General features: G+C 73.6%; 23 protein-coding genes. 10 read left to right on the top strand and 13 right to left on the bottom strand.

Annotation, left to right across the window (positions count from 1 at the left end; translation table 11 throughout):
- The first annotated feature begins 38 nt into the window (after nt 1-38).
- From IE264_RS23365 to IE264_RS23375, 3 genes are read left to right on the top strand one after another with little or no spacing between them, the layout of a single operon-like run.
- A complete protein-coding gene (locus IE264_RS23365) occupies nt 39-452 on the top strand; it encodes a phage holin family protein (protein ID WP_015607074.1) in 414 nt (137 codons plus the stop codon).
- The gene (locus IE264_RS23370) at nt 449-1,048 is read left to right on the top strand and encodes a DUF3618 domain-containing protein (protein WP_051821763.1); all 600 of its coding nucleotides are present in this window, start codon (nt 449-451) and stop codon (nt 1,046-1,048) included. The genes IE264_RS23365 and IE264_RS23370 overlap by 4 nt, the downstream gene beginning before the upstream one ends.
- Nucleotides 1,045-1,311, top strand: a complete 267-nt coding sequence (locus IE264_RS23375) for a DUF4235 domain-containing protein (RefSeq protein ID WP_031121907.1) — start codon at nt 1,045-1,047, stop codon at nt 1,309-1,311. Before IE264_RS23370 ends, IE264_RS23375 begins: the two co-directional genes overlap by 4 nt.
- Before the next feature lie 93 nt (nt 1,312-1,404).
- Here IE264_RS23375 and IE264_RS23380 read toward each other — a convergent pair whose 3' ends face one another.
- Nucleotides 1,405-1,566 carry a hypothetical protein gene (locus IE264_RS23380; protein ID WP_190167703.1) on the bottom strand — a complete coding sequence of 54 codons (162 nt, stop codon included), beginning with the start codon at nt 1,564-1,566 and terminating at the stop codon, nt 1,405-1,407.
- Nucleotides 1,567-1,662: 96 nt separating this feature from the next.
- Entirely contained in the window at nt 1,663-1,977 is a 315-nt protein-coding gene (locus IE264_RS23385; RefSeq protein WP_051821762.1) for an ArsR/SmtB family transcription factor, read from the bottom strand.
- Between the two features lie 192 nt (nt 1,978-2,169).
- Here IE264_RS23385 and IE264_RS23390 point away from each other — a divergent pair, with 192 nt between their 5' ends.
- Together IE264_RS23390 and IE264_RS23395 are read left to right on the top strand one after the other, a co-directional pair.
- Nucleotides 2,170-2,481: an ArsR/SmtB family transcription factor gene (locus tag IE264_RS23390; RefSeq protein ID WP_015607078.1), complete on the top strand. Its 312-nt coding sequence runs from the start codon at nt 2,170-2,172 to the stop codon at nt 2,479-2,481.
- An 87-nt stretch (nt 2,482-2,568) separates the two neighbouring features.
- Entirely contained in the window at nt 2,569-3,681 is a 1,113-nt protein-coding gene (locus IE264_RS23395) for an FAD-dependent oxidoreductase (protein ID WP_032755562.1), read from the top strand.
- Nucleotides 3,682-3,716: 35 nt separating this feature from the next.
- Here IE264_RS23395 and IE264_RS23400 read toward each other — a convergent pair whose 3' ends face one another.
- Together IE264_RS23400 and IE264_RS23405 are read right to left on the bottom strand one after the other, a co-directional pair.
- Nucleotides 3,717-4,433, bottom strand: coding sequence for a hypothetical protein (locus IE264_RS23400; protein ID WP_051821761.1), 717 nt, complete (start codon nt 4,431-4,433; stop codon nt 3,717-3,719).
- Nucleotides 4,434-4,530: 97 nt separating this feature from the next.
- A complete protein-coding gene (locus IE264_RS23405) occupies nt 4,531-5,481 on the bottom strand; it encodes a hypothetical protein (RefSeq protein ID WP_032755559.1) in 951 nt (316 codons plus the stop codon).
- A gap of 225 nt (nt 5,482-5,706) precedes the next feature.
- On the opposite strand from IE264_RS23405, the gene IE264_RS23410 reads away from it, so the two are divergent.
- A complete protein-coding gene (locus tag IE264_RS23410) occupies nt 5,707-10,164 on the top strand; it encodes an FtsK/SpoIIIE domain-containing protein (RefSeq protein WP_032755556.1) in 4,458 nt (1,485 codons plus the stop codon).
- A gap of 142 nt (nt 10,165-10,306) precedes the next feature.
- Here IE264_RS23410 and IE264_RS23415 read toward each other — a convergent pair whose 3' ends face one another.
- From IE264_RS23415 to IE264_RS23430, 4 genes are all read right to left on the bottom strand, one after another.
- Nucleotides 10,307-12,103 (bottom strand): DUF308 domain-containing protein, encoded by a 1,797-nt coding sequence (locus tag IE264_RS23415; RefSeq protein WP_051821760.1) that lies wholly within the window; start codon nt 12,101-12,103, stop codon nt 10,307-10,309.
- A 105-nt stretch (nt 12,104-12,208) separates the two neighbouring features.
- Nucleotides 12,209-12,871, bottom strand: coding sequence for a hypothetical protein (locus IE264_RS23420; protein ID WP_015607085.1), 663 nt, complete (start codon nt 12,869-12,871; stop codon nt 12,209-12,211).
- A gap of 57 nt (nt 12,872-12,928) precedes the next feature.
- Nucleotides 12,929-13,225, bottom strand: coding sequence for a hypothetical protein (locus tag IE264_RS23425; RefSeq protein WP_032755555.1), 297 nt, complete (start codon nt 13,223-13,225; stop codon nt 12,929-12,931).
- 91 nt (nt 13,226-13,316) lie between these two features.
- Nucleotides 13,317-13,613, bottom strand: coding sequence for a WXG100 family type VII secretion target (locus IE264_RS23430; protein WP_032755552.1), 297 nt, complete (start codon nt 13,611-13,613; stop codon nt 13,317-13,319).
- Between the two features lie 310 nt (nt 13,614-13,923).
- Between IE264_RS23430 and IE264_RS23435 the strand changes: the two genes are divergently transcribed.
- From IE264_RS23435 to IE264_RS23450, 4 genes are all read left to right on the top strand, one after another.
- On the top strand, nt 13,924-14,781 hold the full coding sequence (locus tag IE264_RS23435; protein WP_229887706.1) for a hypothetical protein: 858 nt from the start codon (nt 13,924-13,926) through the stop codon (nt 14,779-14,781).
- Nucleotides 14,782-14,917: 136 nt separating this feature from the next.
- Nucleotides 14,918-15,991, top strand: coding sequence for a trypsin-like serine peptidase (locus tag IE264_RS23440; protein WP_099128858.1), 1,074 nt, complete (start codon nt 14,918-14,920; stop codon nt 15,989-15,991).
- 421 nt (nt 15,992-16,412) lie between these two features.
- On the top strand, nt 16,413-17,117 hold the full coding sequence (locus IE264_RS23445; RefSeq protein WP_032755547.1) for a hypothetical protein: 705 nt from the start codon (nt 16,413-16,415) through the stop codon (nt 17,115-17,117).
- Nucleotides 17,118-17,183: 66 nt separating this feature from the next.
- A complete protein-coding gene (locus IE264_RS23450) occupies nt 17,184-20,210 on the top strand; it encodes an AfsR/SARP family transcriptional regulator (protein WP_063605729.1) in 3,027 nt (1,008 codons plus the stop codon).
- On the opposite strand, the gene IE264_RS23455 is transcribed toward IE264_RS23450, so the two are convergent.
- From IE264_RS23455 to IE264_RS23470, 5 genes are all read right to left on the bottom strand, one after another.
- Nucleotides 20,198-20,770, bottom strand: a complete 573-nt coding sequence (locus IE264_RS23455; RefSeq protein WP_032755544.1) for a sigma-70 family RNA polymerase sigma factor — start codon at nt 20,768-20,770, stop codon at nt 20,198-20,200. The two genes, IE264_RS23450 and IE264_RS23455, sit on opposite strands and share 13 nt — an antisense overlap.
- A 223-nt stretch (nt 20,771-20,993) precedes the next feature.
- Nucleotides 20,994-21,899 (bottom strand): anti-sigma factor family protein, encoded by a 906-nt coding sequence (locus tag IE264_RS23460; RefSeq protein ID WP_051821758.1) that lies wholly within the window; start codon nt 21,897-21,899, stop codon nt 20,994-20,996.
- Between the two features lie 118 nt (nt 21,900-22,017).
- Nucleotides 22,018-22,692 (bottom strand): hypothetical protein, encoded by a 675-nt coding sequence (locus tag IE264_RS38065; protein WP_032755542.1) that lies wholly within the window; start codon nt 22,690-22,692, stop codon nt 22,018-22,020.
- Nucleotides 22,635-25,268, bottom strand: coding sequence for an AfsR/SARP family transcriptional regulator (locus tag IE264_RS23465; RefSeq protein WP_051821757.1), 2,634 nt, complete (start codon nt 25,266-25,268; stop codon nt 22,635-22,637). Before IE264_RS23465 ends, IE264_RS38065 begins: the two co-directional genes overlap by 58 nt.
- Nucleotides 25,269-25,322: 54 nt before the next feature.
- Nucleotides 25,323-25,733, bottom strand: a complete 411-nt coding sequence (locus IE264_RS23470) for a Fur family transcriptional regulator (protein ID WP_015607095.1) — start codon at nt 25,731-25,733, stop codon at nt 25,323-25,325.
- Between the last annotated feature and the right edge of the window lie 212 nt (nt 25,734-25,945).

Here is a 25,945-nt window from a genome sequence, read left to right on the forward strand (position 1 = left end):
CGTTCCGTCGCGATCGAGGAGAGCAAGGTGACCTCACCATGAGCACAGCAGAGCGGCAGGCCGGCGCCGACAGCGAACATGTCGGTGCGCTGGTTTCGCGTGCCTCGCAGCAGATCTCGGAGCTGGTCCGCGAGGAAATGCAGCTGGCACGTTCGGAGATGACGCAGAAGGGCAAGCGCTACGGGAAGGGCGGCGGCCTCTTCGGCGCCGCGGGCCTCATCGGCATCCTGGCGGCCCAGGCACTGGTGGCGACCTGTATCGCCGCGCTCGCCCTGGCGCTGCCCCTGTGGGCGGCGGCCCTCATCGTCACGGGGGTGCTGGGGGCGGTGGCCGCCGTGGCCGCCCTGGCCGGGAAGAAGCAGATCGCCCGGGCAGGAACCCCCGCTCCCGAACGGACCATCGACAGCGTCAAGGCCGATCTGGCCGAGGTCAAGGAGAAGGCACACCGATGAACGACGAATCGCAGAACAAGATGGGCACACCCACCCCCGAGGAGCTGCGCGAGCAGGTCGAGCGGACGCGCGACGAACTCGGGCAGACCGTCGAGGCGCTGGCGGCCAAGGCCGACATCAAGGCGCAGGCGAAGGGGAAGGCCGAGGCGGTGAAGGAGCAGGCCGCCGAGAAGACCGCCGCGGTCAAGGCACAGGCCGCGGAGAAGACCGCCGCGGTCAAGGCACAGGCCGCGGAGAAGACCGGCACGGTCAAGGCGCAGGCGGCGGAGAAAGCCGCAGCGGTGAAGGAGCAGGCCGCCGTGAAGGCCGCGTCGGCCTCCGGGCAGATCCGGGAGAAGACGGGTCAGGCCGCGGAGCTGGTGAAGGACAGGACGCCCGACGCCGTGCTGGAGAAGACGGCGCAGGCCGCCGCGCAGGTGCGTGAGAGTGCGGCCAGGGCAGGGCAGTACGCGGCGGACAGGACGCCCGACCCGCTGCTGGAGAAGGCGGGCCGAGCCGCGACGGCGGCACGCGCCAACCGCGCCCCGCTCATCGCGGGCGCTGCGCTGCTGATCGCCTTCCTGCTGATACGCCGCAGCCGCGGACGCAACCGATGAGGGCGTCCCGGATCGCCTACAAGCCGGTCGGCATGGCTCTGGGTGCGGTCAGCGGCATGATCGCGGGCGCCGCGTTCAAGCAGGCGTGGAAGCTCATCGAGGGCGAGGGCGACGCTCCCGACGCCCTGGACGAGGACCGCCCGTGGGCGCAGATCCTTCTGGCCGCCGCCGTACAGGGGGCGATCTTCGCCGTGGTCAAGGCCACGGTCGAGCGGTCGGGCGCCCAGGCCACCCGGCGCGTCACGGGCAGTTGGCCGGGCTGACCCGCCGCGGTGCCGGCCCTCCCGCGGAGGCGCCGGCACCGCCCGTCCGGCACGCCGGGGCGTGGATCACCGGCGGAGTCCGCGACGACGGGCCTACGCCGTGAACCTCCGGCGCCAGGCGAGCGAGACGTACACCAGAGCCACCAGGACAGGCACCTCGATGAGGGGGCCGAGCGCGTCGGCCAGGGGCTGGAGGTCCCGCTCGGCCCAGGAGGAGAAGAGCCGTACGTGGCCCAGCTCCCGCACCGCCGCCACCGCCTCCAGGGCCAGGGGCCGAAGACCATGCCCGGCGAGGTGGACGGCGACGGCCAGTCCGACCGGCCTTCAGCGGCGGCCGAGGTCCGCGACGCCTCAGACCCCGTGGGCCTCGGCCGTCGGTGCGGCGATCAGGCCGGAAAGGACCTCCAGGCTGTCCCGCCGGGCGCGGTAGTAGACCCAGGTGCCCCGGCGCTCGGAGGTCACGAGGCCCGCCTCCCGGAGGATCTTGAGGTGGTACGAGATCGTCGGGGCGGAGAGGTCGAAGGGGCCCGTCAGATCGCAGACACAGACCTCGCCGTCGGCCGCCGACGCGATCATCGAGAGCAGGCGGAGCCTGATCGAGTCGCCCAGGGCCTTGAACATCGTGGCCGCGCCGGAAGCCTGCTCCGCATCCAGTGGCGCGGTCATGACGGAGGGGCAGCAGGGCTCTGACGTAACTACTTCCAGGCGTGGCACAAGCCCATTTTCACGGTGGTCCAATCGTTGTGCAACCAGCTCACGGAGTCCGTAGGAAGCGGATCCGGGCGAGCCGCGCGCCGCTCCGCGCGCCGCCGCACGGCTCGGTGGACCCGGCGACACCCGGCGTGAGAGCATCGCCACATGTTGACATCAGTTAACACTGACATCTTGCGGGCACTGGCGGATCCCCTGCGTCTACGGATCGTCACCCTGCTCGCACGCGAGTCCCTGTGCACCACCCACTTGGTGGAGGAGACCGGCGCGCGGCAGACGAACCTGTCGAACCATCTCAAGGTGCTGCGGGAAGCGGGCGTGGTCGAGACCGAGCCCTGCGGCCGGTGGACCTACTACCGCCTCAAGCCGGAGGTGCTCTCCGGCCTCGGTGCCGAGCTGGCCCAGCTCTCGGCCCTGGCCGAGGAGACCGCCGCCACCGGACGCACCCGCCCCTGCTGAACGGCACCGCCCGGCACGGCACCGCACGGCACCGCACCGCACGGCACCGCCAGGACGAGCGGCCGCCATAGGAAGGGACTCACGCTCATGGTTCTTCGGGTTGCCGTCGTCGGCGGCGGGCTGATGGGAGCGGCTGCCGCCTGGAGCCTCTCGGCACGCGGCCACCGGGTCACCGTGCTGGAACGTTTCGGTCCGGGCCACGACCGCGGCAGCTCGTACGGCACCTCCCGGATCTTCCGGCTGGCGTACGCGGAGCCCTCGTACACCGAGCTGGCGCTCCGGGCGCTGCCCCTGTGGCGGCGGCTGGAGGAGGAGAGCGGGCAGCCGGTGCTGACGCTCACCGGGGCCGTCGACCACGGTCTGCCCCGAGCGGTGGACAGGCTGGCCGACGTGCTCGCCGGAGCGGGCCGGTCCGCGCAGCGCCTGTCTCCCGGGGAGGTGGCCGACCGGTGGCCGGGGCTCCGGGCCGACACGACCGCGCTGTACCACCCGGACGCCGGCCGGGTGCACGCCGACGACGCCGTGTCCGCGCTGCTGAAGGCGGCCGGGCAGCGGGGGGCGGAGGTACGGCACGGGGTGCGCGTGACGGAGATCCGGCACACCGGGCGTACCGGGGGCGGGGTCACCGTGGTCACGGATGCCGACGAGGCGCTGACGGCGGACGCGGTCGTGGTCGCCGTGGGCGGCTGGGCCCCCGGTTTCCTGCCGGCCGTGGTGAGCGGCCTGCCGCCGATGCGCGTCACCCAGGAGCAGCCGGTGCACTTCCCGGTCCCGGACGCGCTGGACTGGCCGTCGTTCATCCACCACCCGGGGGCCGGCTGGAACATGCCGGGCGGTCTGTACGGGCTGGGCAGCGCGGACGGCGTCAAGATCGGGCTGCACGGCGTCGGGCAGGTCGTGGACCCCGACCACCGCGACCGTACGCCGGACCCGGCGGCCGTCGACCGCCTCCGCGCCTACGCCCAGGAGTGGCTGCCCGGCGTGGCCGGCACCGAACCGGTCCCTCTCACCTGCCTCTACACCACGACACCCGACGAGGACTTCGTCATCGACCGGCAGGGCCCGGTCACCGTGCTGGCAGGCTTCTCCGGGCACGGCTTCAAGTTCGGTCCCGCCATCGGCGAACTCGCCGCCGACCTGGTCGAGGGGCGGCCGGGCACCGCCCGGTTCGCCCTGGGCCGCCCGGCACCCGCGCGCTGAGCCGGAGAGCTGCCGGGACCGCGTGTGACGGGCGGTCATACGTCGTCGGGTGCGACCGCCTCGACCCGGAGTTCGGTGCCGCCGAAGGTCACCGTCGAGCCGTCCAGGTCCCAGCCGGGTGCAGGCCGGGGCGTCCCGCCGGTCCACTGGATGCCGGTCTGGCTCCCGTCCGGCCTCACGATCAGCCCGAGCGTGACCCGCTCCTGCCCGACCTGGCCGGCCGCCCGGTAGAGACCGGCGGGGGCCTCGACCGCGGGCAGGGTGAAGGCCGCCTTCCAGCTTCCGCGGGAGGCCGTTCCTGTCAGCGATCCGTCCTTGACGGTGCCGTGGAACACCGCCTCCCCGTCCTCGCCGGTGAGCAGCAGGGCCGAGCCGCCCGCCGTGCCGCTCAGCCAAGCCTCGTCGGCTGCCCCGTCCGTGACATGGGCGATGGCCCTGGTCGCCCAGACGACCACGGCGATCGTGAAGCGTCCGTCGTCGCTGGTCCCCACGTAGCGCGCCTTCTCGTCGGGGGCGACGAACGCCGCGGGTGTCTCCCCGGTCACCGGTGTGCCCCCCGCGCCGCCCGTGTTCCCCGCCTCTGGAGCGGCCGCCGTCGGCGCCGCCGCGGGTGGTCCGCCCGGCCGGGGGGCGGCGCTCGGCGCCTGGGTCCTGTCCCCGGTGATGAAGCCGGTGGCGATGTCGGTGACCACCGCCGTCAGGGCGAGGGTCAGTACGGTGATCAGGGCGATGAGCAGCTTCCTGCGCGTCATCGGGCTCTCCAGTGCGGTCAGTTGCGGAGTGGGCTGGGGCTGAGGTCGGGGTCGGGGTCGGGAAGGTGTTGCGGGCCGGACAGGTGCTGCGGGCGGTTCAGACGTGGTGGCCGGCGGCCCGGTCGATGCGCAGGCCCAGCGGGCCCGTGTCGAGCGCGCCGTCCGCGCCTGTGGCGAACCGCCACGCGGCGGCCGGTACGTCACCGAGCAGCAGCAGCGCGTCCGTTCGGCTCCACGCCATCGGCCGCCCCTCCTCGGTGCAGTGGGCGGCGTCCATGACGAAGAGCCGGTGCGCCGGTGCCCCGCCCTGCCCGGCGTCATCGCCCTCGATCAGCTGGAACACCTCTGTCACCCCGTCGTCCGGGAGCAGGGTGAACGCCGTCCCCTCCTCCGCCCCCTGGGCCAGGGCCTCCTTGAGGCTCGCGGCCGTGCGCAGCCGGGCCGACCGGACGCCGAGCTCGTCGGCCAGGGCGGTCGCGCCGGACCCGACCAGGGTCACCTCGCCCCTGCGCCCCACCGGGCCGGTCAGCACTTCGGCGACGAACGCCGCCGCCAGCCGCCGTGCGTCGGCCGTGCTGCCCGTCAGCGCGATCGGCGCGGCGGCCCGGGCCAGGTCGACCAGCACCCGTTCGCCGTCCTGGAAGCCGAGAGTGACGGTCAGCGGGAAGGGGTGGTCCGGCTGCGGCCCCAGCTCCGCCGCGGTGAGCGACTTCCTGGCCAGCGACCACTCCTCGCCGTCCTCGTCCGACTCCCAGGGCGCGGGCGCGTCCCGGTCGAAGCGGGCCAGCCGCAGGACCAGCCGCTCGTCGGACGAGACCACCACATAGGTGTCGGGCAGCTCCCGCCCGCCGCGCTCGCAGGCCGCGGCGAGGACGCGCAACCCGAGGTCGACGTCCTCCAGAGCGACCCGTCCGGTGACGGCCGCGCCGGGCGCGCGGCGGGAAGCCGGGCGCCCCTCGGGGGATGTTCGCGGGCTCAGGATCAGCGCGGCGACGGCACCGAGCAGCGCGATGCCCAGCACTGCGGCCAGGACGACGGACACGGTCATGGAGAAGCCACCTCGCGGCTGAAGCAGAGAAGAGGAAAGGGGACGGAGGGAGGAAGGGAGGAAAGAGGGGCTCGGGAGCCCGTCCTCACTCCCCTACGGATGTAGCCGCGTATCGGTTCTCGACGACCCCGCACGATCCGAGAACCCGACACGGCGCGGAGCCGTAGGACGAGGCGGAACCGCGTTCGCGGCCCTTGCCCGACCGTCCTCACCTGGAGATTCACCGTGCGCCTGCTTCTCACCGTCGTCGATGACGTCGGCGACACCTTCGACGTGCAGATCGAAGCCGAACCGGACACGCCCGTAGGCACCCTCGCCCGGGCCCTGGCCGGCACCGGGACGGGCCCAACCTCCGAAAGCGAAACCGCAGCCGCGGCCGAAAGCGCAACCGGCTCCGGGGGCGGACCCGGCTCCCCGATCGCCGTCCGGGTCGACGGAGTCCTCGTGCCTCCGGAGACGACTCTCCAGGAGTCGCCGCTGCGGGATGCCGCCGTCGTCCGCCTGGGCCACCGGGCGCGGACCGCCCCGCAGGAGCCCGGCGGCCTGGTGGAGGTACGGGTCGTCAGCGGTACGGGAGCGGGGTCGGTGCACCGGCTGGACATCGGCGAGTACCACATCGGCCTCACCCCGGACGGTGTCCCCCGGGTCGACCGCAGCGCCACCGCGGCCGGGCTGGCCGGGCTGCGGGTCGGCCCGGGCGGCCGCTGCACCCTGCTGCCGTACGACGACGGGAGCGCCGGGAAGCCGGTGTCCCCCGCGCGTTCCACCGCCGCGCCTTTGGTGCTGCTGGACCGCGAGGAGGTCGCCGAGGAGCGGACCTGGCCGGCCGGCGGCCAGCTCGCCGTCGGTGGGTCGCTGCTCGAACTCGCCCTGACCGAACGCCCCGACGCCGCCGTACAGCCCTCCGAGGACGGCGCCGGTCTCGACTACAACCGTCCGCCCCGGCTGCTGCCCCCGAAGCCCGGCGCGAACTTCCGGCTGCCCTCTCCCCCCGCCGAGCCCGAGCGCCGCCCGCTGCCGTACATCACCGCCATCGCCCCGCTCGTCCTGGCCGCCGGTGGTGTCTTCCTCTTCGGGCGGCTCTCGGCGCTGCTGTTCGGGCTGCTCACGCCCGTCGTCGTGATCGGGAACTACGTGATGAGCCGCCGCAGCGGCAAGGAATCGTACGCGACCCGGCTCAAGAAGTACGAGGAGGCCAGGGCGCGGATCGAGACCGAGGCCGACGAGGCCGTCGTCGCCGAACGGACCGCCCGCAGAAGCTGGTTCCCCGACCCCGCCGCCGTACTGCTCACCGCTGTCGGGCCGCGCCGCAGGCTCTGGGAGCGCCGCACCTCCGACGCGGACTTCCTCGAACTGCGCGTCGGGACCGCCGACCAGCCCTCCGACGTGGTGCTCCAGGACCCGACCGTGGACGAGCACAGGCGCCAGCTCCCGCGGGTCGCCTTCGACGTGCCCGTCACGGTGGGGCTGCGCGGGCACCGGGTGCTGGGCATCGCGGGCCGGAGCGAGGCCGTACGGGCCGTGGCCCGCTGGGTCGTCGGGCAGGCCGCGATCCTGCACAGCCCGCGCGACCTCCAGCTGTACGTCCTCACCGGGCCCGGCGGCGAACGCGACTGGGCGTGGGTCCGGTGGCTGCCGCACGTCCGGCCGCGGCCCGGGCAGGACACCGTGATCACGGTCGGTACGGACACCGAGTCCGCCGCCCGGCGGGTGTCGGAGCTGACCGCCCTGATCACCGCCCGTACGGCCGCCGGGGCGACCACCGGGCAGCAGGACGTCCTGGTCGTCCTGGACGGGGCCCGGCGGCTGCGTTCGCTGCCCGGGATCGTCCAGATCCTGCGGGACGGCCCGTCCGTCGGCGTCCACGCCGTGTGCCTGGACGACGAGGAGCGGCTGCTGCCCGAGGAGTGCCAGGCCGTCGTCGTGGAGGAGCCGGGCGGGACACTGCGGATCGGCCGGTCCGGGGTCGCCACCCTCACCGGTGTCCGCCCCGACCGGGTCACCGCCGACTGGTGCCGTTCCGTCGGACGGGCACTCGGGCCGCTCCGCGATCCGGGCGGCTCGGCCGAGGAGGCCTCCGTACTGCCGGGCGCCGCGCGGCTGCTGGACGTCCTGAGCCTGGACCCGCCCACTGCGGAGGCGGTCGCGGGCCGCTGGCGGGCGGGCGGCCGCACCACGTCCGCGGTCGTCGGGGTGTCGCTGGACGGGCCGTTCGCCCTGGACCTGCGGCGGGACGGGCCGCACGGGCTGGTCGCCGGGACCACCGGCTCCGGCAAGTCCGAGCTGCTCCAGACCCTCGTGGCATCCCTGGCCGTGGGCAACCGGCCCGACGCCATGACCTTCGTCCTCGTGGACTACAAGGGCGGGTCGGCCTTCAAGGACTGCGTGTCCCTGCCGCACACCGTCGGCATGGTCACCGACCTGGACGCCCATCTCGTGGAGCGCGCCCTGACCTCACTGTCGGCCGAGCTGAAGCGGCGCGAGCACATCCTCGCCGGGGCGGGGGCCAAGGACATCGAGGACTACATCGACCTCCTCGTACGCGAACCGCACCGGCCACCGCTGCCCCGGCTCCTCATCGTCATCGACGAGTTCGCCTCGATGGTCCGCGAACTCCCGGACTTCGTGAAGGGGTTGGTCAACATCGCCCAGCGGGGCCGCTCGCTCGGCATCCACCTCATCCTGGCCACCCAGCGCCCCGGCGGTGTCGTATCGCCCGAGATCCGGGCCAACACCAATCTGCGGATCGCGCTCCGCGTCACCGACCGCAGCGAGAGCCAGGACGTCATCAACTCCCCCGAGTCCGCAGGGATTTCGAAGAGTCATCCGGGCCGCGCCCATGTGCGCCTCGGGCAGACCTCCCTCGTTCCCTTCCAGGCCGGACGCGTCGGCGGGCGCAGGCCGGGTGCGGCGGCCGACGCCTCGGCACCCGCGCCCTGGGTCGTACCGGTCGGCTGGGGCCGGCTCGGCGCGCCCCTGCCGCCGCGCCCGCGCGTCGCGCGCACCGAGTCGGACTCGGCCGTGACCGACCTCGCCGACCTGGTCGAGGCAGTGCGCGGCGCCAACCGGGAGCTCGGCGTCCCGCAGCAGCACAGCCCCTGGCTGCCCGCCCTGCCCACGACCCTGGTCCTGGACGATCTGCCGGCCCCCGCCTCCGGGCCGTACGACCTCCCGCCCGTCCCGTACGGACTGGTCGACCTGCCCGCCGAGCAGGCCCAACTCTCCCTGGCTCTGGACCTGTCGACCTTCGGCCATCTGCACCTCGTCGGCTCGCCGCGGGCCGGCCGGTCGCAGACCCTGCGCTCCATCGCGGGCGCCCTGGCCCGCGCGCACTCCTGCGCCGATCTGCATCTGTACGGCATCGACTGCGGCAACGGCGCCCTGCTGGCCCTGGAAGCGCTGCCGCACACGGGCGCCGTCGTCCAGCGCACCCAGCCGGAGCGCCTGGCCCGGCTGCTCTCCCGGCTCACCGCCGAAGTCGCGCGGAGGCAGGAGCTGTTGGCCGCTCGGGGTGCCGCCGATCTGCCCGAGCTGCGCAGCGCACTCCCGGCCGGGGAGCGGCCCGCGCACATCGTGGTCCTCCTCGACCGGTGGGAGGTGTTCGACAAGACCCTCGCCGACTACGACAGCGGCAGTCTGCTCAACGGCATCCTCGGGCTGCTGCGCGAAGGTGCGAGCGTGGGCGTCCATGTGGTGGTCGCCGGTGACCGGACGCTGTTCTCCAGCCGGCTCAGCTCCACCACCGAGGAGAAGCTGGTCCTGCGGCTCAACGAGAAGTCCGAGTACAGCATGATCGGGGTCCCGCAGCGGTCCGTCCCCGACGACATCCCCTCCGGGCGGGCGCTGCGCGCCACGGACAAGGCCGAGGTGCAGATCGCCCTCCTCGCCCCGGACACGACGGGGCAGGCCCAGGCAGCCGCGCTCCACGCCATCGGGGCCGTATGCGCGGAGCGTGACGCCGAAGTACCGCGCGCAGCAAGGCCGTTCCGGGTCGACCTGCTGCCGGACCGGGTGAGCGGGGCGGAGGCCGCCGCCCTCCTGCCGGTGCCCCGGCCGGGGCCGCTGTGGGCGATGGTCGGCGTGGGTGGCGACGAACTGGCCGCCGTCGGCGCCGACCTGGCCCTCAGCCCGAGCTTCGTGGTCGGCGGTCCGGTCCGCTCGGGGCGCAGCACGCTGCTGCTGACGATGGCGCTGTCGCTGCTGGACGCCGGTACGCGGGTCGTGGTCGCGGCTCCGCGCCGCTCGCCTCTGCGTGAACTCGCCGGCCGGGAAGGGGTGGTGGCGGTCTTCACGGACGCGGACATCTCCCGGGAGGCGCTGGAGACGGTCCTCGCCGACCATCCGGGGCCGCTCGTGGTGGTCATCGACGATGCGGACGGCCTCCAGAAGTCGGAGGCCGAACCGGTGCTCGGCGCCATCGCGCGGACCGGGGCGGAGACCGGCCGGGGGCTGATCCTGGCCGGTCAGACGGACCGGCTGATGGCGGGCTTCTCCGGCTGGTTCGTGGACGTACGGCGCAACAGGCAGGGCGCGCTGCTGAGTCCGCAGGCGGTCGGCGACGGTGAGCTGATCGGCGGCAAGGTGCCGCGCAGCCGCATCGGCGGCGGCAGGCCGGGCCGGGCGCTGTTCCACAACGGGGACGGGCGGCTGCGGACGGTCCAGGTCCCGCAGACGGAGCTGTAGCCGCGCCGGACGCACGAGAGAGGGCTCCCGGGGGATTCCGGGAGCCCTCTGTCGGCTGTGGGCCCTACTGCCGGCTGTGCGGCTCTGCCGGCTGTGGGCCCGCTCTCCGCTGCGAAGGCGCGGAACTACGGGCCGTGCAGGGTCACGCGCTCTCCGCCTGCCGCGCGGCCTCGGCGCGGGCCTTGAGGACGGCGTCCAGCGACGTACCGCCGAGGGCCAGCCCGACGCCGCCCACGGCGAGCCCGCCGCCGTTCGCGAACCGGGCCAACTGGTCGAGCGTCGCCTGCGGGACCGGGGTGACGGGGGTGACGACCGGGGTGGTCGCCGGGGGTACGACCGGGGTCGGCGGCGCGGTCGAGGCCGGTGGGGGCGTGGGGGCGGATGTCGGGTTCGGTGTCGGTGTTGCCGGTGTCGGAGTCGTCGGGTTCGGGGACGGCGTGGAGGGCGTGTCGACCGGCGCCGGGGGCCTGGGCGTCACCGGCGACGGCGGGAGCGGCACATCCGCCGGGTTGACCGGCGGCTTCGGCGCGGGCGGGGCCGCGGTGGGCGGGGCGTCCGCCGGTGACGCGGGCCGGGGTGGCGGGGGCGCCGACACGGGCCGGGGCGGCACGTCCACCGGTGGAGTCGTCCGGGGAGGCGGCGGTGCGGACACCGGCCGGGGGCTGGGCGTCGAGGTGGGGGGCGGGGTCGTGTCCCCCGGTGAGGCGGTCCGGGGCGGAGCCGACGCCGGGCGGGGCGGCAGATCCGTCGGCGAGGCCGGACGGGGAGGCGGCGGCGCGGAGTTGGGCCGCGGAGTGGGCGTGGGCGTGGGGCCCGGTGCGGGGGTCGGGTCGACCGGCGTGGCGGGACGAGGCGGTGCGGGAGCCGGGGTGGGCGAGGGCGTCGCGTCCACCGGCGAAGGCGGTCTCGGCGTCACGGGCGCCGGGCCCGGTGCGGGCCTCGGCGTCATCGGGATCGAGTTGGGCGGCGAGGAGACGGGCCGGGGCGTCGTGGAGAGCGGCCGGAAGTTCCGTACGGTCGTCGACACGTTCTTGATGCCGTTCGCCAGCTTGGGGAACGTACTGATCGCTCCGACCACACCGACGCCGAGGCCGATGAAGCCCAGGACCAGACCGGCGATGTCCCACTCACCGGTCTCGATCCCTTTCGCTATCGTCACTCCCAGACTCGCCGCTCCCAACAACAACCCACCGATCACGGCGAGCGGTGCCAGCACGGGGATGACCAGCGCGACGATCGTGATCACGATGGCGACGATGCCCAGCACCAGACCGAGGATCTCGTCCCACAGGCCCTCCCAGAAGTTCTTCTTCCGGACGGCGTCACTCTCGGCGTCCCAGAGCTCGTTACTGGCCACGGACGCGTCGCTGACGCGCAGCTCCTGGGCGTCCAGCGCCAGCCGCTTGGCCGCGGCCAGCTCGGACTGCGCGGCGTCCTCGTCCCGGCGGGCCGCGATGTCGGCCGCCTCCGCGCGGGCGACGGCGTCCCGCGCGGCGACACGCGCCTCCTCGCTGTCGGGCTGGAACGCCGCGGTGAGCGCCGAACCGAGCGCGAGGCCGGCCGCCTCGGCCGCCACGGCCGTCGCGTTCGTACGGGCACGGGCGTCGCGGCCCAGCCGAAGAGCCCGGTCGGCCTGGTCCTGATGGGTCTCCAGCCGGGGGACGTAGGCGCTCAGGGCCTCGGCGGCCCTGCGGTAGGAGTCGCGCAACTTTCCCACCTGGCCGGGGAGTTCGCCCAGTGTGTCGCGGAGCTTGTCCATGGACCTGCCCTCGCCGAGGTCCTCCAGCTGGAGCCTGCTGATGACCGAGAACGCGGCCTCGGCATCGTCGGCGATCCCCTCGTACTCGGCGACGAGCCTCCGCAGCACCTCCGGATCGCCGGGGGTCGGATCGTCCGGCAGATCGAGCACGTCCCATTCGGTGGACGCCGGTCGCACCATAACGCTTCTCCTCGTGTGTCAGGTGTGTCGGCCGTCAGGCCGTGTCATTCCGGGATCTACGCGCAATCCGGGGGCGGAATCCGGGGTCTACGCGGATTGGCAGGTCTACGCGGATTCCGGGGCGTATTCGAAGCGAAAGGTGTTGCTGATCGCGTCGAACACCCCGAAGAATTCGTCCATGAGCCCCAGGGACGGTGTCGTACTGGCGATGACGATGAATTCGTCGGTCTCCGGCACCGGGACGATCGTCTGCATGATCGCCATACGGGCCCAGCCCTTCCCGTAGAAATCCACGTCTTCGAGATAGGTGACCCGGCCGGCCGTTCCGGCGTGCGGAAGTTCGATGACATCCGTCCGGTGGCCCTTTCCGCCGGACTTGCGGGCCAGGGGGTTGCGGGCGTTGTTGACGGCGTACGACAGCATGAGCTGGGACAGGTCGGGGACCACGTCGGGCGGCGGTGCCAGCCGGAGGACCATCGTGGTGGCGATCAGGGTGGTCCCGCCCTCCAGCACCTCGAAGGTGCCGGCGAGCTGGAGCGCGCCCCGGACGTGCGCCTCGCGGGCGGACTTGCGGGCGGTGCGGACCATCCGGTCCACGACGGCCGGTCCGGCGTCGCTGCCCTCCAGTCCGGCCAGGACCCGGCGGCGGATCGAGCCGTCCCGGGTGCTGGGGTCGAGGTCGAGATTCCACCAGGTCTCGGGGAATCCCAGGAGGTAGCGCACCGGCACGGAGGCCGGCCGTGGGGCTGCGGTGTGTGTTTCGGGCATCTCTTGTTTCTTCCGTTCCTCTTCCGTCCTGTCAGTTGGGACGGTGGGCGCTGCCGCCTACTGCGGGGGCGGGTCGGTGAGCTGCCGGCCGAGCTGGTCGTCCGTGTCGCCGAAGTTGTAGAGGATCCCCTCCACCGTTTCCCGGAAGGCGTCCGCGTTCTCGCGGACCCGCTCCTGACCTGCTCTCCAGGCGTTGTCGAAGCCGTACACCGCGTCCCGGAGCGAGCCGTCCCCCACGTCGTCGCCGCTGCCGACGGACTCCAGGGTCGCCGTGCGGCCGATCCGGTCCTGGATCGCCCGGAGCATGTCGATCGCCTCGGCGAGTTCGTCGCCGGGAATCCGAATCCTGGCCATGTGCCACCTCCGCTGATCAGCCGGCCGGTCATGTGTCGGTCATGGGCCCGGAGGGGGCCGGGCCGTGGTCCCGGCCCCCTCCGGAGCGGGGTCATCCGATGGAGCCGGCCGTCTGGTCGTCGGTGCTGACGAACGCGTTCGAGACCGCCTGGAGGAAGTTGCTGACGCCTTCCAGGCCCTCGATGGCGTTCTTCGTGCCGGTGTTGTACTCGTCCCAGTACGGCTTGAACTTGGTCTCGGATCCGGGGGTGCTGTAGGCGGCGGCCACGACGTCGGCCATCTTCGTGTCGGCCTCCTGGAGCCCCTGCTGGAGCAGCTCCTTCTGGTTTCGCAGCCAGGACGCCGCCTCCTCGATCTCCGAGGGCTCGATGGTGATACGACCAGCCATGACAGGGTCCTTCCGATGGGGTGTGCCGTGCAGTCGCACGGGTCCGGCGGCTGATGTCCGCCGCGTTCACACCCCTGTCTACGGAGCACTCGCGGCACAGGTTCTCGATCTCCGGTGCGAATTTCCGGGCCGCTTCCGCGAATGTCACGGTTCCGTATCAGCGGCCCGCGGGGAGAACCCGTTCGGTGAGCCGGTCCGTAGCTGGGGTGTGAACGCTTCGGAACTGCCGGAGCGACCGACATCCAGGGGTAATTCGATGTTCCGGAAACGTGCCATGGCGCTTGCGAGCTTTGCCGCTGTGGGAGTTCTGATGCTGTCCGCGTGCGGAGGGAGTGAGGACTCCGCCTCCGCGAACCCCGGCGGTGCGTCCGCCGAATCCGGCGGCGACGGCAATGCGATCGACCTGTCGTTCAACTCCGGTACGGCAAAGGAGAACAACGCCGACCCGAAGACCGGTGACCTCGCCCCGGACGCGGCGCCCGCGGTCGCCAAGAAGCCCGTGGTCCGCAAGTGGGTACAGCTCTCCGCCGGGCAGGCCGGGGACCTGAACCCGGTGATCGTCAACGGGGCGGGCTTCACCCTCTACCGGTTCGACAAGGACACCGCCAACCCGTCGAAGTCCAACTGCAGCGGGGACTGCGCCACGACCTGGCCGCCCTACCTCGTCGCCCCGGGCGGCAAGGTCTTCCTCGACAACATCAAGGCGTCGGCCGTGGGCTTCATCAAGCGGCCCGACGGCAACTTCCAGGTCACCGTGGGGGGTTGGCCGACCTACCTCTTCAGCAAGGACACCAAGCCCGGCGACACCAACGGGCAGGGCGTGGGCGGCACCTGGTTCGGCGTCACCCCGGACGGTGAGCGCGCCGGGCAGCCGCAGGGCGGCGGCACCGGGGGCGACGGCGGCGGTGAGGCACCGCAGCTCGGCAACAGCGTCATCATCTTCGACGAGGCGAACTTCTCGGAGAACGGCGCCGCACAGGGCCTGAGCGGTCCCGGCTGCCGGAACGTCCAGCGCGGCAGCTCCTTCGGCTCGCTCAGCGCCGACGGCGCGATCAAGATCTGGGAGGGCGAGAACTGCACGGGGAAGGTGCAGACCGTGCAGGGGCAGGTCCCCGATCTCGCGGCCATCGGTATGACGACGATCAAGTCCGTACGTTTCGCGGGCTGACGTCCGCAGCTGTCCGCAACCGCCCGTGGCCGACCGGCCGAGGGCTCCGGGGCGGGCGGGAGACCTTCTCCCGCCCGCCCCGTTCCGTTCCCTTCCGATCCGCAATTCCCGTTCGCCGCCTCGAAGGATGTGCCCCATGTACACGCTGCGCGGGCTCCCGCACCGGCCGGGCAACCGCTCGTTCCGCCGGGCGCCCAGGACCGCTGCCGCCCTGGCAGGTCTGGCAGGCCTGGCTCTGCTCGCCGTCACCGGCTGCTCCGCCGGGGACGGTCTGCCCTCGCCCAGCGCCCTGCCCGGCCTCCCCGCCTTCTCCAACCCGGTGGTCCCCGGCCTGTGGACCCCTGACCGGATGGCCGGCGCCGCCTCCGCCGACACCCCCGTGGCCGACGGCCTGGGCGAGGACGCGGGGGCCACGGACCCGGAGCCCGACCCCGTACCGGCGGCCCCCGAGAGCACTCCGTACGCCGAAAACGCCGCTGTCGTGGGCAAGTTGTTCTTCGACACGCCCGACGGTCCGAGCGTCTGCTCCGGGACCGTCGTCGAGGACCCGGCGAACCCCGGCGCGTCCGGGCTGGTCTGGACGGCCGGGCACTGTGTGCACGCGGGCAAGGGAGGCACCTGGTTCCGCAACATCGCCTTCGTGCCGTCCTACAACAACGACGGGCTGACCGGCGACGCCCGGAGCAACGCGAGCGAGGCGCAGGTCGCGCCGCTGGGCACCTGGTGGGCGGAGACGGCGGAGACCTCCCCCGAGTGGGCCGCCGAGGGGGCCCCGTCCGGCGGGGCGGGAGCGCCGTTCGACTTCGCCGTCCTGCGGGTCAAGGCCCCGCAGGGCCGCGGGGGTTCGCTGGAGGAGGCCACCGGGGAGGCGGCCTCCGTACGGTTCGACGCCCCCTCGGCGACCCGGATCGAGGCGATCGCGGCCTGGGGGTATCCGGCGGCGGCGCCGTTCGACGGGGAGCGGATGTTCTCCTGCCAGGACAGGCCGGGCCGTCTCTCGGTCCGCGACGACCAGCCGCCCCTCCACCGGATCGGCTGCACGATGACCGGCGGGTCCTCCGGCGGCGGCTGGTTCGCGGAAGGCCCGGACGGCTCGGTCGCGTTGGTGAGCAACACCTCGATCGGCCCCGAGGACAACCGCTGGCTGGCCGGTCCCCGCCTCGGCTCACGGGCGAAGTCCGTGTACGAGGCCGTCAGCGGCCGCTCGTAACCCTCCTGCACCGCTGCTGACCAGGCGGGACCGCTGCTCACCACGATGAGGACGGGCCAGGGCACGAGGTGAACCGGGCCGTGCCGGGGCCCGTATCCCCACATGCGGCCCGGAAACTCGGACACACCGACGGACCGGCCGCTCCGGGCCCGGCGCGTTCTCCCCCGGCGCACGCCGGGCCCGGACACTCCCCCGCACGCTGCCGCCCCCGCCCCCGCCCTTCCTCTGTCACCGCCCGCCTCTGCTCGGCCCCCGCTCCGGCGGGGGCCTTCTTCGTCTCTACGCGACCTTGCGGGCTGTTCGCCCAGGTCAGCGGCGTGGACAGAGAGCGGAAAGGGCCAGGACAGGGGCCTCGGGTGGAGTACAGGACCGACAGACCTACAGACAGACCTACAGACATACAGACCTACAGGAGACCCTGATGAATGATCACCACGTACCGGACGGAGAGCAGGCCGGCGCCGGTTCCGCGCTCGACCGGGCAGGCGCGGTGTTCATGCCGCTCATGAGCAGGCGGTACCTGCGGGAACTGGCGAGGTACCGGGTGCTGCTGGGCTCCGGTACCCGGATACCGCCCGACCGTGCCGAGATCCTGGTGCGCTGGTGGGAGCTGCTCACCGCCGTCATGACGGGCCACCACCGGGCGATGAGCGAGGTGTTCTGGGAACTTCTGCGCTCCAAGGAGCCGGAGTTCGAGGGCGTCGTCGCGACCATGAACCTGCGTTACGGGCTGGTGGGGACGTCCCGGTCGGAGGCGGGGCGCGACCTGACGCGGGCGCTGCGGGCGGGCGGCTCGCCGGGGTCGGCGCAGCTGTCGTTCATCCGCTACCACGAGGAGATGTCGGCCACCTCCTTCTGGGAGGAGCGGGAGATCGCCCCCCGGGCCCTGCGCTGCTTCAGCGCGGACGAGTGGCGGCAGGTGGAGTCGTACGTACTCGCCGTGCAGGCCGCCGAGGACCGGCTGGGCCATGTCCTGCCCTGGCTCCTCGACGGCATGCCCGCCGAGCGGTCGGACGCCGTCTTCGCCGCGTTCCCGCCGCACATGGTCCGCACGTACCGGTCGGAGTGGCTTCCGGCGTACGAGCGGTTCTCGGCGCGGGCGTGGCCCCGCCAGGGCGGGTCCTGAAACGACCGGGGCCCATACCCGTACATCCCCTCGCATAGGTTCGAAGGCGAAAAGATGGTGCGTGACATGAGCAGGGACATGGCGAGATTCGTGGTTCTGGGGCCGGTCGGAGCGTGGTGCGGCCCGACGGAGGTGAAGCTCGGCGGCCCGCAGCAGAGGGTGGTGATGGCCGTTCTGCTGCTGCGGCGGCCGTTCCCCGTCTCCGCTGAGGACCTGGTGGCCGCGGTATGGGGCGAGCGGCCGCCGCCGTCGGCCGTCAACCAGCTCCGCATCTACGTCCACCGGTTGCGGCGCGCGCTGGAGGAGGGGGCACCGTCCTCCGAGCCGCTGATCGAGTCGGTCGGCAGCGGCTACCGCCTCCGGATCGCGGACGGTTCGCTCGATCTCGCGGTCTTCCAGGAGAAGGTCTCCGCCGCCCAGCGGGTACGGCGTACGGATGCCGTCCGGGGCGGGGAGCTGCTGCGGGAGGCGCTCGCGCTCTGGCAGGGCGGCGCTCTCGCCGGTCTGCCCGGCGCCTGGGCGCAGGCGCAGCGCGTGCGGCTGGAGCAGGTCCGCCTCGACGCCCTGGAGAGCGCGTACCGGGCAGGTCTTGACGCCGGTGCGCAGCACGACATCACGGCCGAGGTCTCCCAGGTCGTGGCCGAGCATCCGCTGGACGAGCGCTTCCGGGAGGTGCTGATGCTGGCCCTCTACCGGTCGGGCCGCCAGGCCGCCGCGCTGGAGGTGTACGCGCAGACGCGCACCCTGCTGGCGGAGGAGCTGGGGGTCGAACCGGGGCCGGAGCTGCGGCGGTTGCACGAGCGCATCCTACGCGCCGACGCGACGCTGCCGGCCTCTGCGGCGGGGAAGGCCCCGTACACGGGCGGAGAGAACCCGGGCGCGGGCGCAGAGCACCCCGGCGCGGGCGGCGAGAGCCCCGGCGCGAGCGGGAAGGGCCCCGCCGCGGCCGTACGGGCGCGCTCCGGGCCGATGGCGGGCCGGGCGCTCGTCGTACCCGCTCAACTCCCCTACGATCTGCCGGTGTTCTCCGGGCGGCGGCGGGAGCTCGCCGAGCTGGCGGATGTGGCGGAGGCCGGGCGGCAGGGTGGCACGGGGACGGTGCTCTGCGTCGTGGCGGGGTCGGCGGGCGTAGGGAAGACGGCCTTCGCGGTGCACGCCGCACACAGTCTCGCGCGGGACTATCCGGACGGGCAGATCCACCTGGACCTGCACGGGTTCGACGCCCACGAGAGCCCGGTCCCCCCGCGGCGCGCACTGCGGTCGGTGCTGGAGGCGTTCGGGGTGCCGGCCGACCGGCTGCCCGACGACGTGGACGCCAGGGCCGCGCTGTACCGGAGCCTGCTGGCCGGACGGCGGGTCCTGCTGCTGCTGGACAACGCGCGCGACTCCCGGCAGGTCCGCCGGCTGCTGCCCTCGTCCCCGGGCAGCCTGACCTTCGTCAGCAGCCGCGACCAGCTGTCCGGACTCGTGGTGCGGGACGGCGCCCGCCATCTGCGGCTGGAGGCGCTGTCGGCGGCCGAGGCCCACGGTCTGCTCGTGCGCCGGCTGGGCGCGGCGTGCGTGGACGCCGACCCGACGGCGACCGCGCTGATCGTCGGACGCACGGCCGGACTGCCCCTGGCGCTCGCCCTGGTGGCCGCGCGGGCGGCCACGCGCCGGGTCACCTCGCTCCGGGCCATCGCGGCCGAACTCCGCGAGGTGCCGGGCACGTTGGACGCCCTGAGCAGTGCCGACAGCAGCCTCGACATGCGCTCGGTGTTCTCCTGGTCGTACGAGGCCCTGTCGCCCGGGGCGGCACGGCTCTACCGGCTCTCGTCACTCACCCCGTCCCCCGGCTGCTCCGCGACCGCACTGGCCGCGCTGGCCGGCCTGCCGGTCCCCCGAACCCGTACCCTCCTCGACGAACTGACCGCCGCCCACCTGGTGGACGAGCCCGCACCGGGGCGCTTCGTCTCGCACGATCTGCTGCGGGAGTACGCGGCCGATCTGCTGGCCGCCCACGAGGGCGCGGACGACCCGGCGGCGGCCTTCCGGCGCATGCTCGCCCACTACCTGGGCACGGCGTACACGGCCGCACGCACCCTGTGGGTGAACCTGCCGCCGCTGGAGCTGCACCCGGGGGCGGCCGGGGCCCCGGTGGCGGATGTGACGGACCCGGAGCGGGCGCTGGTGTGGTTCGCCGCCGAGAGCGAGTCGCTGCCGCACCTGGTGGAGCGGGCCGGGGCGGCCGAGGGGTGCGAGAGGCAGACCTGGCAGCTCGCCTGGTCGATGATGGACCACCTGCAGCGCGAGGGCCGTTGGGACGAGCAGATCGCCACCCAGCGCACCGCCCTGGACGCCGCGTCCCGGGCCGGTGACCGCGTCGGGCGGGCGCACGCGCTGCGCAACCTGGCCCGGGCGTGCGCCCAGGCCGGCCACCTGGACGAGGCACATGGCCATCTCGTCGACGCGCTGGAGGTGTTCGAGGAGCTCGGGGACCTGGTGGGGCAGGCGCGCAGTCACGGGAACCTGGCGCTGGTCCTGATCCGCCGGGGTGAGCACACCGCCGCTCTGCCGCACGTCCACCGGGCGGTCGAGCAGTTCCGGGCGGCGGGAGACCGGGTCGGGCAGGCCAACGCCCTGAACAACCTGGGCTGGACGTATGCCGGCACCGGGGCGTTCCCGGAGGCGCTGCGGTACTGCCGGGAGGCGCTCGACCTGCTGCGCGACGCCGGTGACCGGGTCGCGGAGGCGGCCACCTGGGACAGTCTCGGCTACGTCCACCACCGGCTCGGCGACCACACCCGGGCGCTGGACTGCTACCGGCGGGCGCTCGACCTGGACCGGCAGTTGGGCGACGACTACAACGCGGCCGAGACGCTGACCCACGTCGGGGAGACCAGGCTCGCCATGGGCGACGCGGAGGGGGCCGGGGAGGCGTGGAACACCGCGCTGTCGGTGTTCCACGACCTCGACCCCGAGGCCGCCGACCGGGTCAGGGAACTACTCGCGGGGCTCCCCGCCGGGGCGGCGGGGGCCGAAGCCGCGTCCGGGCCGGCGGGGGCCGCGGTCGCGTCCGGGGCCGGGGCCCTCCTTGACGCTCAGGGCGTGTAGCCGCGCTTGAGCAGAGCCTGGCGGAGGGCCTTGAGGGCCAGGTGGGTGCGGGACTTGACCGTGCCCGAAGGTATGCCGAGGGCTTGGGCGGTCTGGGCGACGGAGAGGTCCAAGTACTGGATGTGGACCAGGAGTTCACGGTGCTGGAGCGACAGGTCGCCGAGCGCCTCCCGTACGACCTTCCCGGTGAGGTAGCGCTCCACATGCTCCGGGCCCGGCATCTCGTCGAGCACGGTGTCCACCGTCTCCGGGGGCCGGGCCTGGCGGGCGCGGAGGCTGTCGATGACGAGGTTGCGGAGCACCGTGACGAGCCACGGGCGGATGCCCTCCGCCTCCGGGTCCAGGATGTCCGCGTGGCGCCAGGCGCGCAGTACGGCCTCCTGGACGAGATCCTGGGCCCGGTGGATGTCGCCGCGCAGCAGCCCGGTGGCCACCCGCAGCAGGACGATGCCGTGTTTGTCGTAGACCGCCCGGATGAACGCCTCGTCCCGGTCCCTGTCCCGCCCGGCGGCCACCGGCCGGTCCGGTGCCCCGTCCTTGGTCCCTGTGCTGTGCCTCATACCTGTCTTCCCCGGTAGGCCCGCGGCCCGAACAGAGCGCGCGGACGCCACGACAACCGAACGGACCGACTGTCGCGGGCGCCGCTTGCTGTCCGCTTAACGCCCGCTTGCCTGCCCCGAGCTGCGAGGACAGCCCGGGGAAAGGAGGGGGAAAGGGGCGGGGGCTCGTCCGGTTCCGCGCAGGGCAGGCACCGGACGGCCCCTTTCGGGGGGCGCCCTCCGTTCAGGAGGAGCCGGGTGCGGCGGGCAGGGCGAGGAGTTTCTCGCCCCCGGTCGTACGGATCACGTATCCGGCGATGTCCTCGGGCGCCATGCCGAGGCCCCCGACGGCCAGCAGCCTCTCCTTCAAGGAGCCCGGAAGGCCGTAACCGCCCTCCGGGACCTGCCAGGTGAGAGCCGTCTCCTCGGTGCCGTCCTCGGCCACCGCCACGAGGACACAGCGCCGGGGCCCGTCGAGCCCGCTCACTTCCAGCAGCACCTCGGTCCCCCATCCCGTGGGGCGGGGTTCGAGGGAGGCGGCGATACCGTCGGCCCCGGTGGCGCGTACGACCGAAGCTCCTGCGGGGCGGGCGGTCGCGGTGGTGCCGGTGGGCGGTTCGGCGGGGAACATCAGGGATGCCCCGTAGCCGAGCGCGACGCCCGCGACCGCCGCGGCGAGGGCCCAGCCCGGCCGCCGGGGACGCCACGACAGGCGGGCGGGGACGACCGGGACAGCGGTCCCGGCACCAGTACCGGCACCGCCACCGGCTCCGGCTCCGGCTCCGGCTCCGGCTCCGGCCTGGGGCCTGCCGGAGGCCGCCACGAGTTCCGACACCGGGGGCTCTTCCCCGGGCCTCTCCGCCGACGCGGGCCCATCCGCCGAAGCTGGCCCATCCGCCGACGCGGACCTCTCCGCCAGCGCGGCCCTGACCGCCGCCTCGCGCAGTCCGGGCAGCTTGCCGGCCCAGTCGCCGACCACTTCCTCCTCGGGAAGCAGCCGCACGGCGGAGAGGGTGGCCAGGGCCTCGTCCACCTCCGCCGCGCAGTCGGGGCACCCCCGCACATGGCTGCCCACCCGGTCCGCCGCCTCGGCGTCGAGGGCGTCCATCGCGTAGACGGTCAGTTCTGTCTTCTCCTGCTCGCATTCCACCGTGCGGTCTCCTGGCTAGTGTCCGGTCCCCGGCGACTCGATTGCTGTACGAGGGCGCGGCCGGAAAGGTTCATGAGGCGGTCGGGGAGCCACGTACGGCAGGGCCTGGAAGAAGCGGTCAGCAGAAGGCGGCGAGAACGGAGGGACTGCTCCCGAGCCGCTCGTGCAACCGGCCGGCCCCGGCAGCCGCGTCCGCCGGATGCCGCGCCTCCCGGCGGTCGTCGAACTCGTCCAGCAGGATGCCCACCGCGCTACGGGCGAGCGGTTCCAGCAGCCTGCCGTGCGCATCGGCCACCCGGTCGAGCCAGGCGTGCGCGCCCTGCGGGGATCTCGAACCGGCAGGGGCGTCCGGGTCGTTGGCCGCGAGGGACGCCAGCCCCAGACCGGCGACCGCCCGGCGGTCGGCAGGAGCGGCCGGGGAGTCCCATACGGCCCGGAAGGCCGTCTCCGCGTCGGCCGGGCGGCCGTCGTGGAACGCCAGCACCCCGCGGAGATTGCCCACCGCGGCCACCAGGTCGTCCGCGCTGAGCTCGTCGGCGACCCGGGCGGCCTCGGCCAGCCGCTCCCCCGCACCGGTGGTGTCCCCGTCCACGATGTCGAGGCAGACGAGCCGGAGCACGGCGTACGCCCAGCGGCTGCGGGCCCCGATGGGGCCGAGGATCCGGACCGCCTCGGTCCACTGCTCCCTGGCCCGCTCCCGCAGGCCGTCGCTCTCGTCGGCGTCCCCGCACAGGGTCAGGGAGAACGCCCGCGCGAAGTCGTCGGCGGCGGCGCGGGACGCCGCGACCGCCACCAGACCGTGGCGGCGGGCGCCTTCGACGTCTCCGTGCTGGAGGCAGTAAGTGGACCAGTTCGTCTGGAGGACCGCACGGTCCCAGTGGAATCGCGTGCCCGCCACGGCGGCCTCGGCGACGGCGAACAGCTCCGTGACGCCCCCCTCGCCGTTGAGCATCGCGTGCAGGGTGTCGTAGCAGGGCCCAGGACCGCCAGGTCCGGGTTGTTCGCCTTACGCCACGCGTCCTCGTGCCGACGTATGTAGGAGCCGGCGACCGCGTGCCGCCCGGCGACGTGGTTCAGCCAGGCGAGCCAGGCGAAGGTGTAGAACAGGGCCCACTCCTCCTGGGCCGTGGGCTCGTCCGTGCGCGTCACCGCGGTCGCGTCATGGGCCGACAGGCTGCGCTGGAGCCGCTCGATCCCCTCGTCCTCCCGGCCGCTGACGAACCAGTGGTAGCCGAGGCGCGCCTCCAGCAGCAGTGATTCGGCCACCCGTGACCGTACGACGAGGAGTTCGGATGCGGCCCTGATGTTGGCGGACTCCTCGGTGAGCCGCCGCGTCCAGCCGGCCTGGTCGCCCGATGCCACGCCCTGGGTGCCCTCGTGGACGAAGCGGACCGCCCAGTCGGTGAAGCGCTCCTCTGCGGCCGCGCCCCAGCTCTCCTCCGCGAGCCGGGCGAGAGCGTACTCACGGACGGTGTCCAGCATCCGCAGACGGTTCCCGCCGACGGAGGAGACGGAGAACAGGAGCGACTTGTCGACGAGTCGGCCCAGCACGTCGAGCAGCTCCGTCTCCGCGGCCGCGGAATCGGCGAGCCCCGTCCGGCCGGACTCCTTCAGCGAGCAGCCGTCGACGTAAAGGGCCAGTTCGGTCAGCACCCGGCGCTCGGCGGAGTCGAGGAGCCCGTAGCTCCAGTCGAGTACGGCGCGCAGCGTACGGTGCCGGGCCGGGGCCGTACGGTCGCCCCTGGTCAGCAGGGCGAACCGGTTGTCGAGGCGGGCCGTGATCTCGCGCACCGTCAGCAACCGGACGTGGGCGGCGGCGAGTTCCACGGCGAGCGGCAGCCCGTCGAGTCTGCGGCACAGGGCCCGGACGTGTTCCCTGGCCGCCGCGTCCACGGCGAAGGCCGGTTCGATCATGACGGCCCGGGTGCTGAAGAGGTCGGCGGCCTCCTCCTCGGACATCGGAGCCAGCGGGTACAGCGCCTCGCCGGACACGTTCAGGGGTTCCCTGCTGGTCGTCAGGACCATCAGGGAACGGCAGCTGCCGAGGAGGGCGGTCACGAGGGGCGCGATCTCGTCGAGAAGGTGCTCGCAGTTGTCGAGGGCGAGCAGCGTCCGGCGCCCGTCCAGCAGCGAGGTGAGCCGGTGCACGTAGTCGTGGGGCGGCTGGTCGGGCCGTACGGAGGCGTCGGACAGCCCGAGGGCGGAGGCGACGGCCGCCAGGACCCCGCCGTCGCCGACCGAGGTGAGGTCCACCCACCAGACACCGTCACGGGCGGGCTGTGCCAGTGCGCAGGTCTCCAGCGCGAGCCGGGTCTTGCCGACCCCGCCCGGCCCGACCACGGTGACCAGGCTCTCCCGGTCGACCATGGCGTGCAGGGCGTCGAGATCCGCGCGCCTGCCGACGAACGGGCCCAGTGGCCGGCGCAGGTTGCCCGGTGCGGCGGGTCCCGGGGCAGGGGCCGACGCGGAATACGGCGCGGGGGCCGGGACGAGGGCGGCCGCGGGGCCCGGGGCTCCGGACGGCTGATGCGGCGGCAGCCCACGGCGGTCCGGAGCGGAGGAGAGCTGAGCTGTCGGGCCATCGGCCTCCGCGGCCCCGGGGAGCGGCCGGCCCGGCCCCCGCAGGGACGGTTCGTGCCGGAGGACCGCGGCGTGCAGGTCGCGGAGTTCGGGCGAGGGCGCGACGCCCAGTTCCGCGTTCAGCCGCCGCCGGCCCTCCTCGTAGACCGCGAGGGCCTCGGCGTGCCGGCCGCAACGGTAGAGGGCCAGCATGAGCTGGGCGCGGGGCCGCTCGCGCAGGGGCTCGACGGACAGCAGCGCCTTCAGTTCGGGCACCAGATCCGCGGTGCGTCCGAGCTCCAGGCCGGCGGAGGCCGCGCCCTCCAGGGCGCTCAGCCGCAGCTCTTCGAGACGTACGCGCTCGGCGTGGAAGGCAGGACCGTCCAGATCGTCCAGGGCCCGGCCCTGCCACAGCGACAACCCGTCGCGAAGGCGCCGCTCGGCCTGCTCGTACGCCTGGTCCGCGAGGCTCCGGCGCCCCTCACGGACAGCGGTTTCGAACAGAGCCGCGTCGAGTTCGTCCTGCGGGCCGAGGACGAGACGGTACCCGCCGTGGCGCGACTCAAGGCGCCCCTCCTCGCCCTGGGCGGCGAACGCGGCACGCAGTTTGGTGATCTGGACCTGGAGCGCGTTGGCGGGGTTCCTGGCCTCGCGCTCCCCCCACAGCTCGTCGATCAGGGTGTCGCGCTGCACGACACCGCCCCGGGCGAGCAGGAGCCGGGCGACGATGGAGCGGGAGACGGGGCCGGGAAGGCCGACGACGCCGCTGCCGGTTCTCAGACGCAGGCGGCCGAGCAGGGCAAAGTGCATTCCCGCATTGTGCAATGCGGGGGTGAACGCTCAGACGCGTGGACCCCGCCCCGCTCAGGCGCAGGCCGGGCACAGACCGCGGTAGGTGATCTCCACCGAACCGACGGCGAACCCGAACCGCTCGGCCTCGGGCAGGTCGCCGAGTGCGTCGCCGGCCGGGTGGACGTCGCGGACCGTGCCGCAGCCGGAGCAGACCAGGTGCTGGTGGGGGCGGCGCGCGTTCGGGTCGTAGCGCTTGGCCCGGCCCACGGTGGAGACCTCCAGCACCTCGCCGAGCGCGACGAGTTCCCCGAGCGTGTTGTAGACGGTCGCGCGGGAGATCTCGGGCAGGCGTGCGGCGGCCCGCAGATGCACTTCGTCCGCCGTGAGGTGCACGTGGTCGCCGTCGAGGACCTGCGCGACGACACGCCGCTGCGAGGTCAGCCGCCAGCCACGCCCGCGCAGCCGGTCAAGGAGGTCGCTCATCTCGTTTCACCTGCTCCGCTCGGCGGGGGGACGCGCGGCCCCGGGAGGAAACCGACACCGACGCGCCCGGTGTGGTTATGGTTTTAGCCAACTTCTTGACTTGGACGAAGTCCATCGTAGGATCGATCCCGGCGACATCCAAGAGACAGGAAGACTCCGGTACGGCAGCAGAGACATGTGACGCAGCACCGCCGGTATCCCGCGCGGCGCCG

It is taken from the genome of Streptomyces microflavus, from assembly GCF_014650075.1.
Taxonomy (GTDB): Bacteria; Actinomycetota; Actinomycetes; order Streptomycetales; family Streptomycetaceae; genus Streptomyces; species Streptomyces microflavus.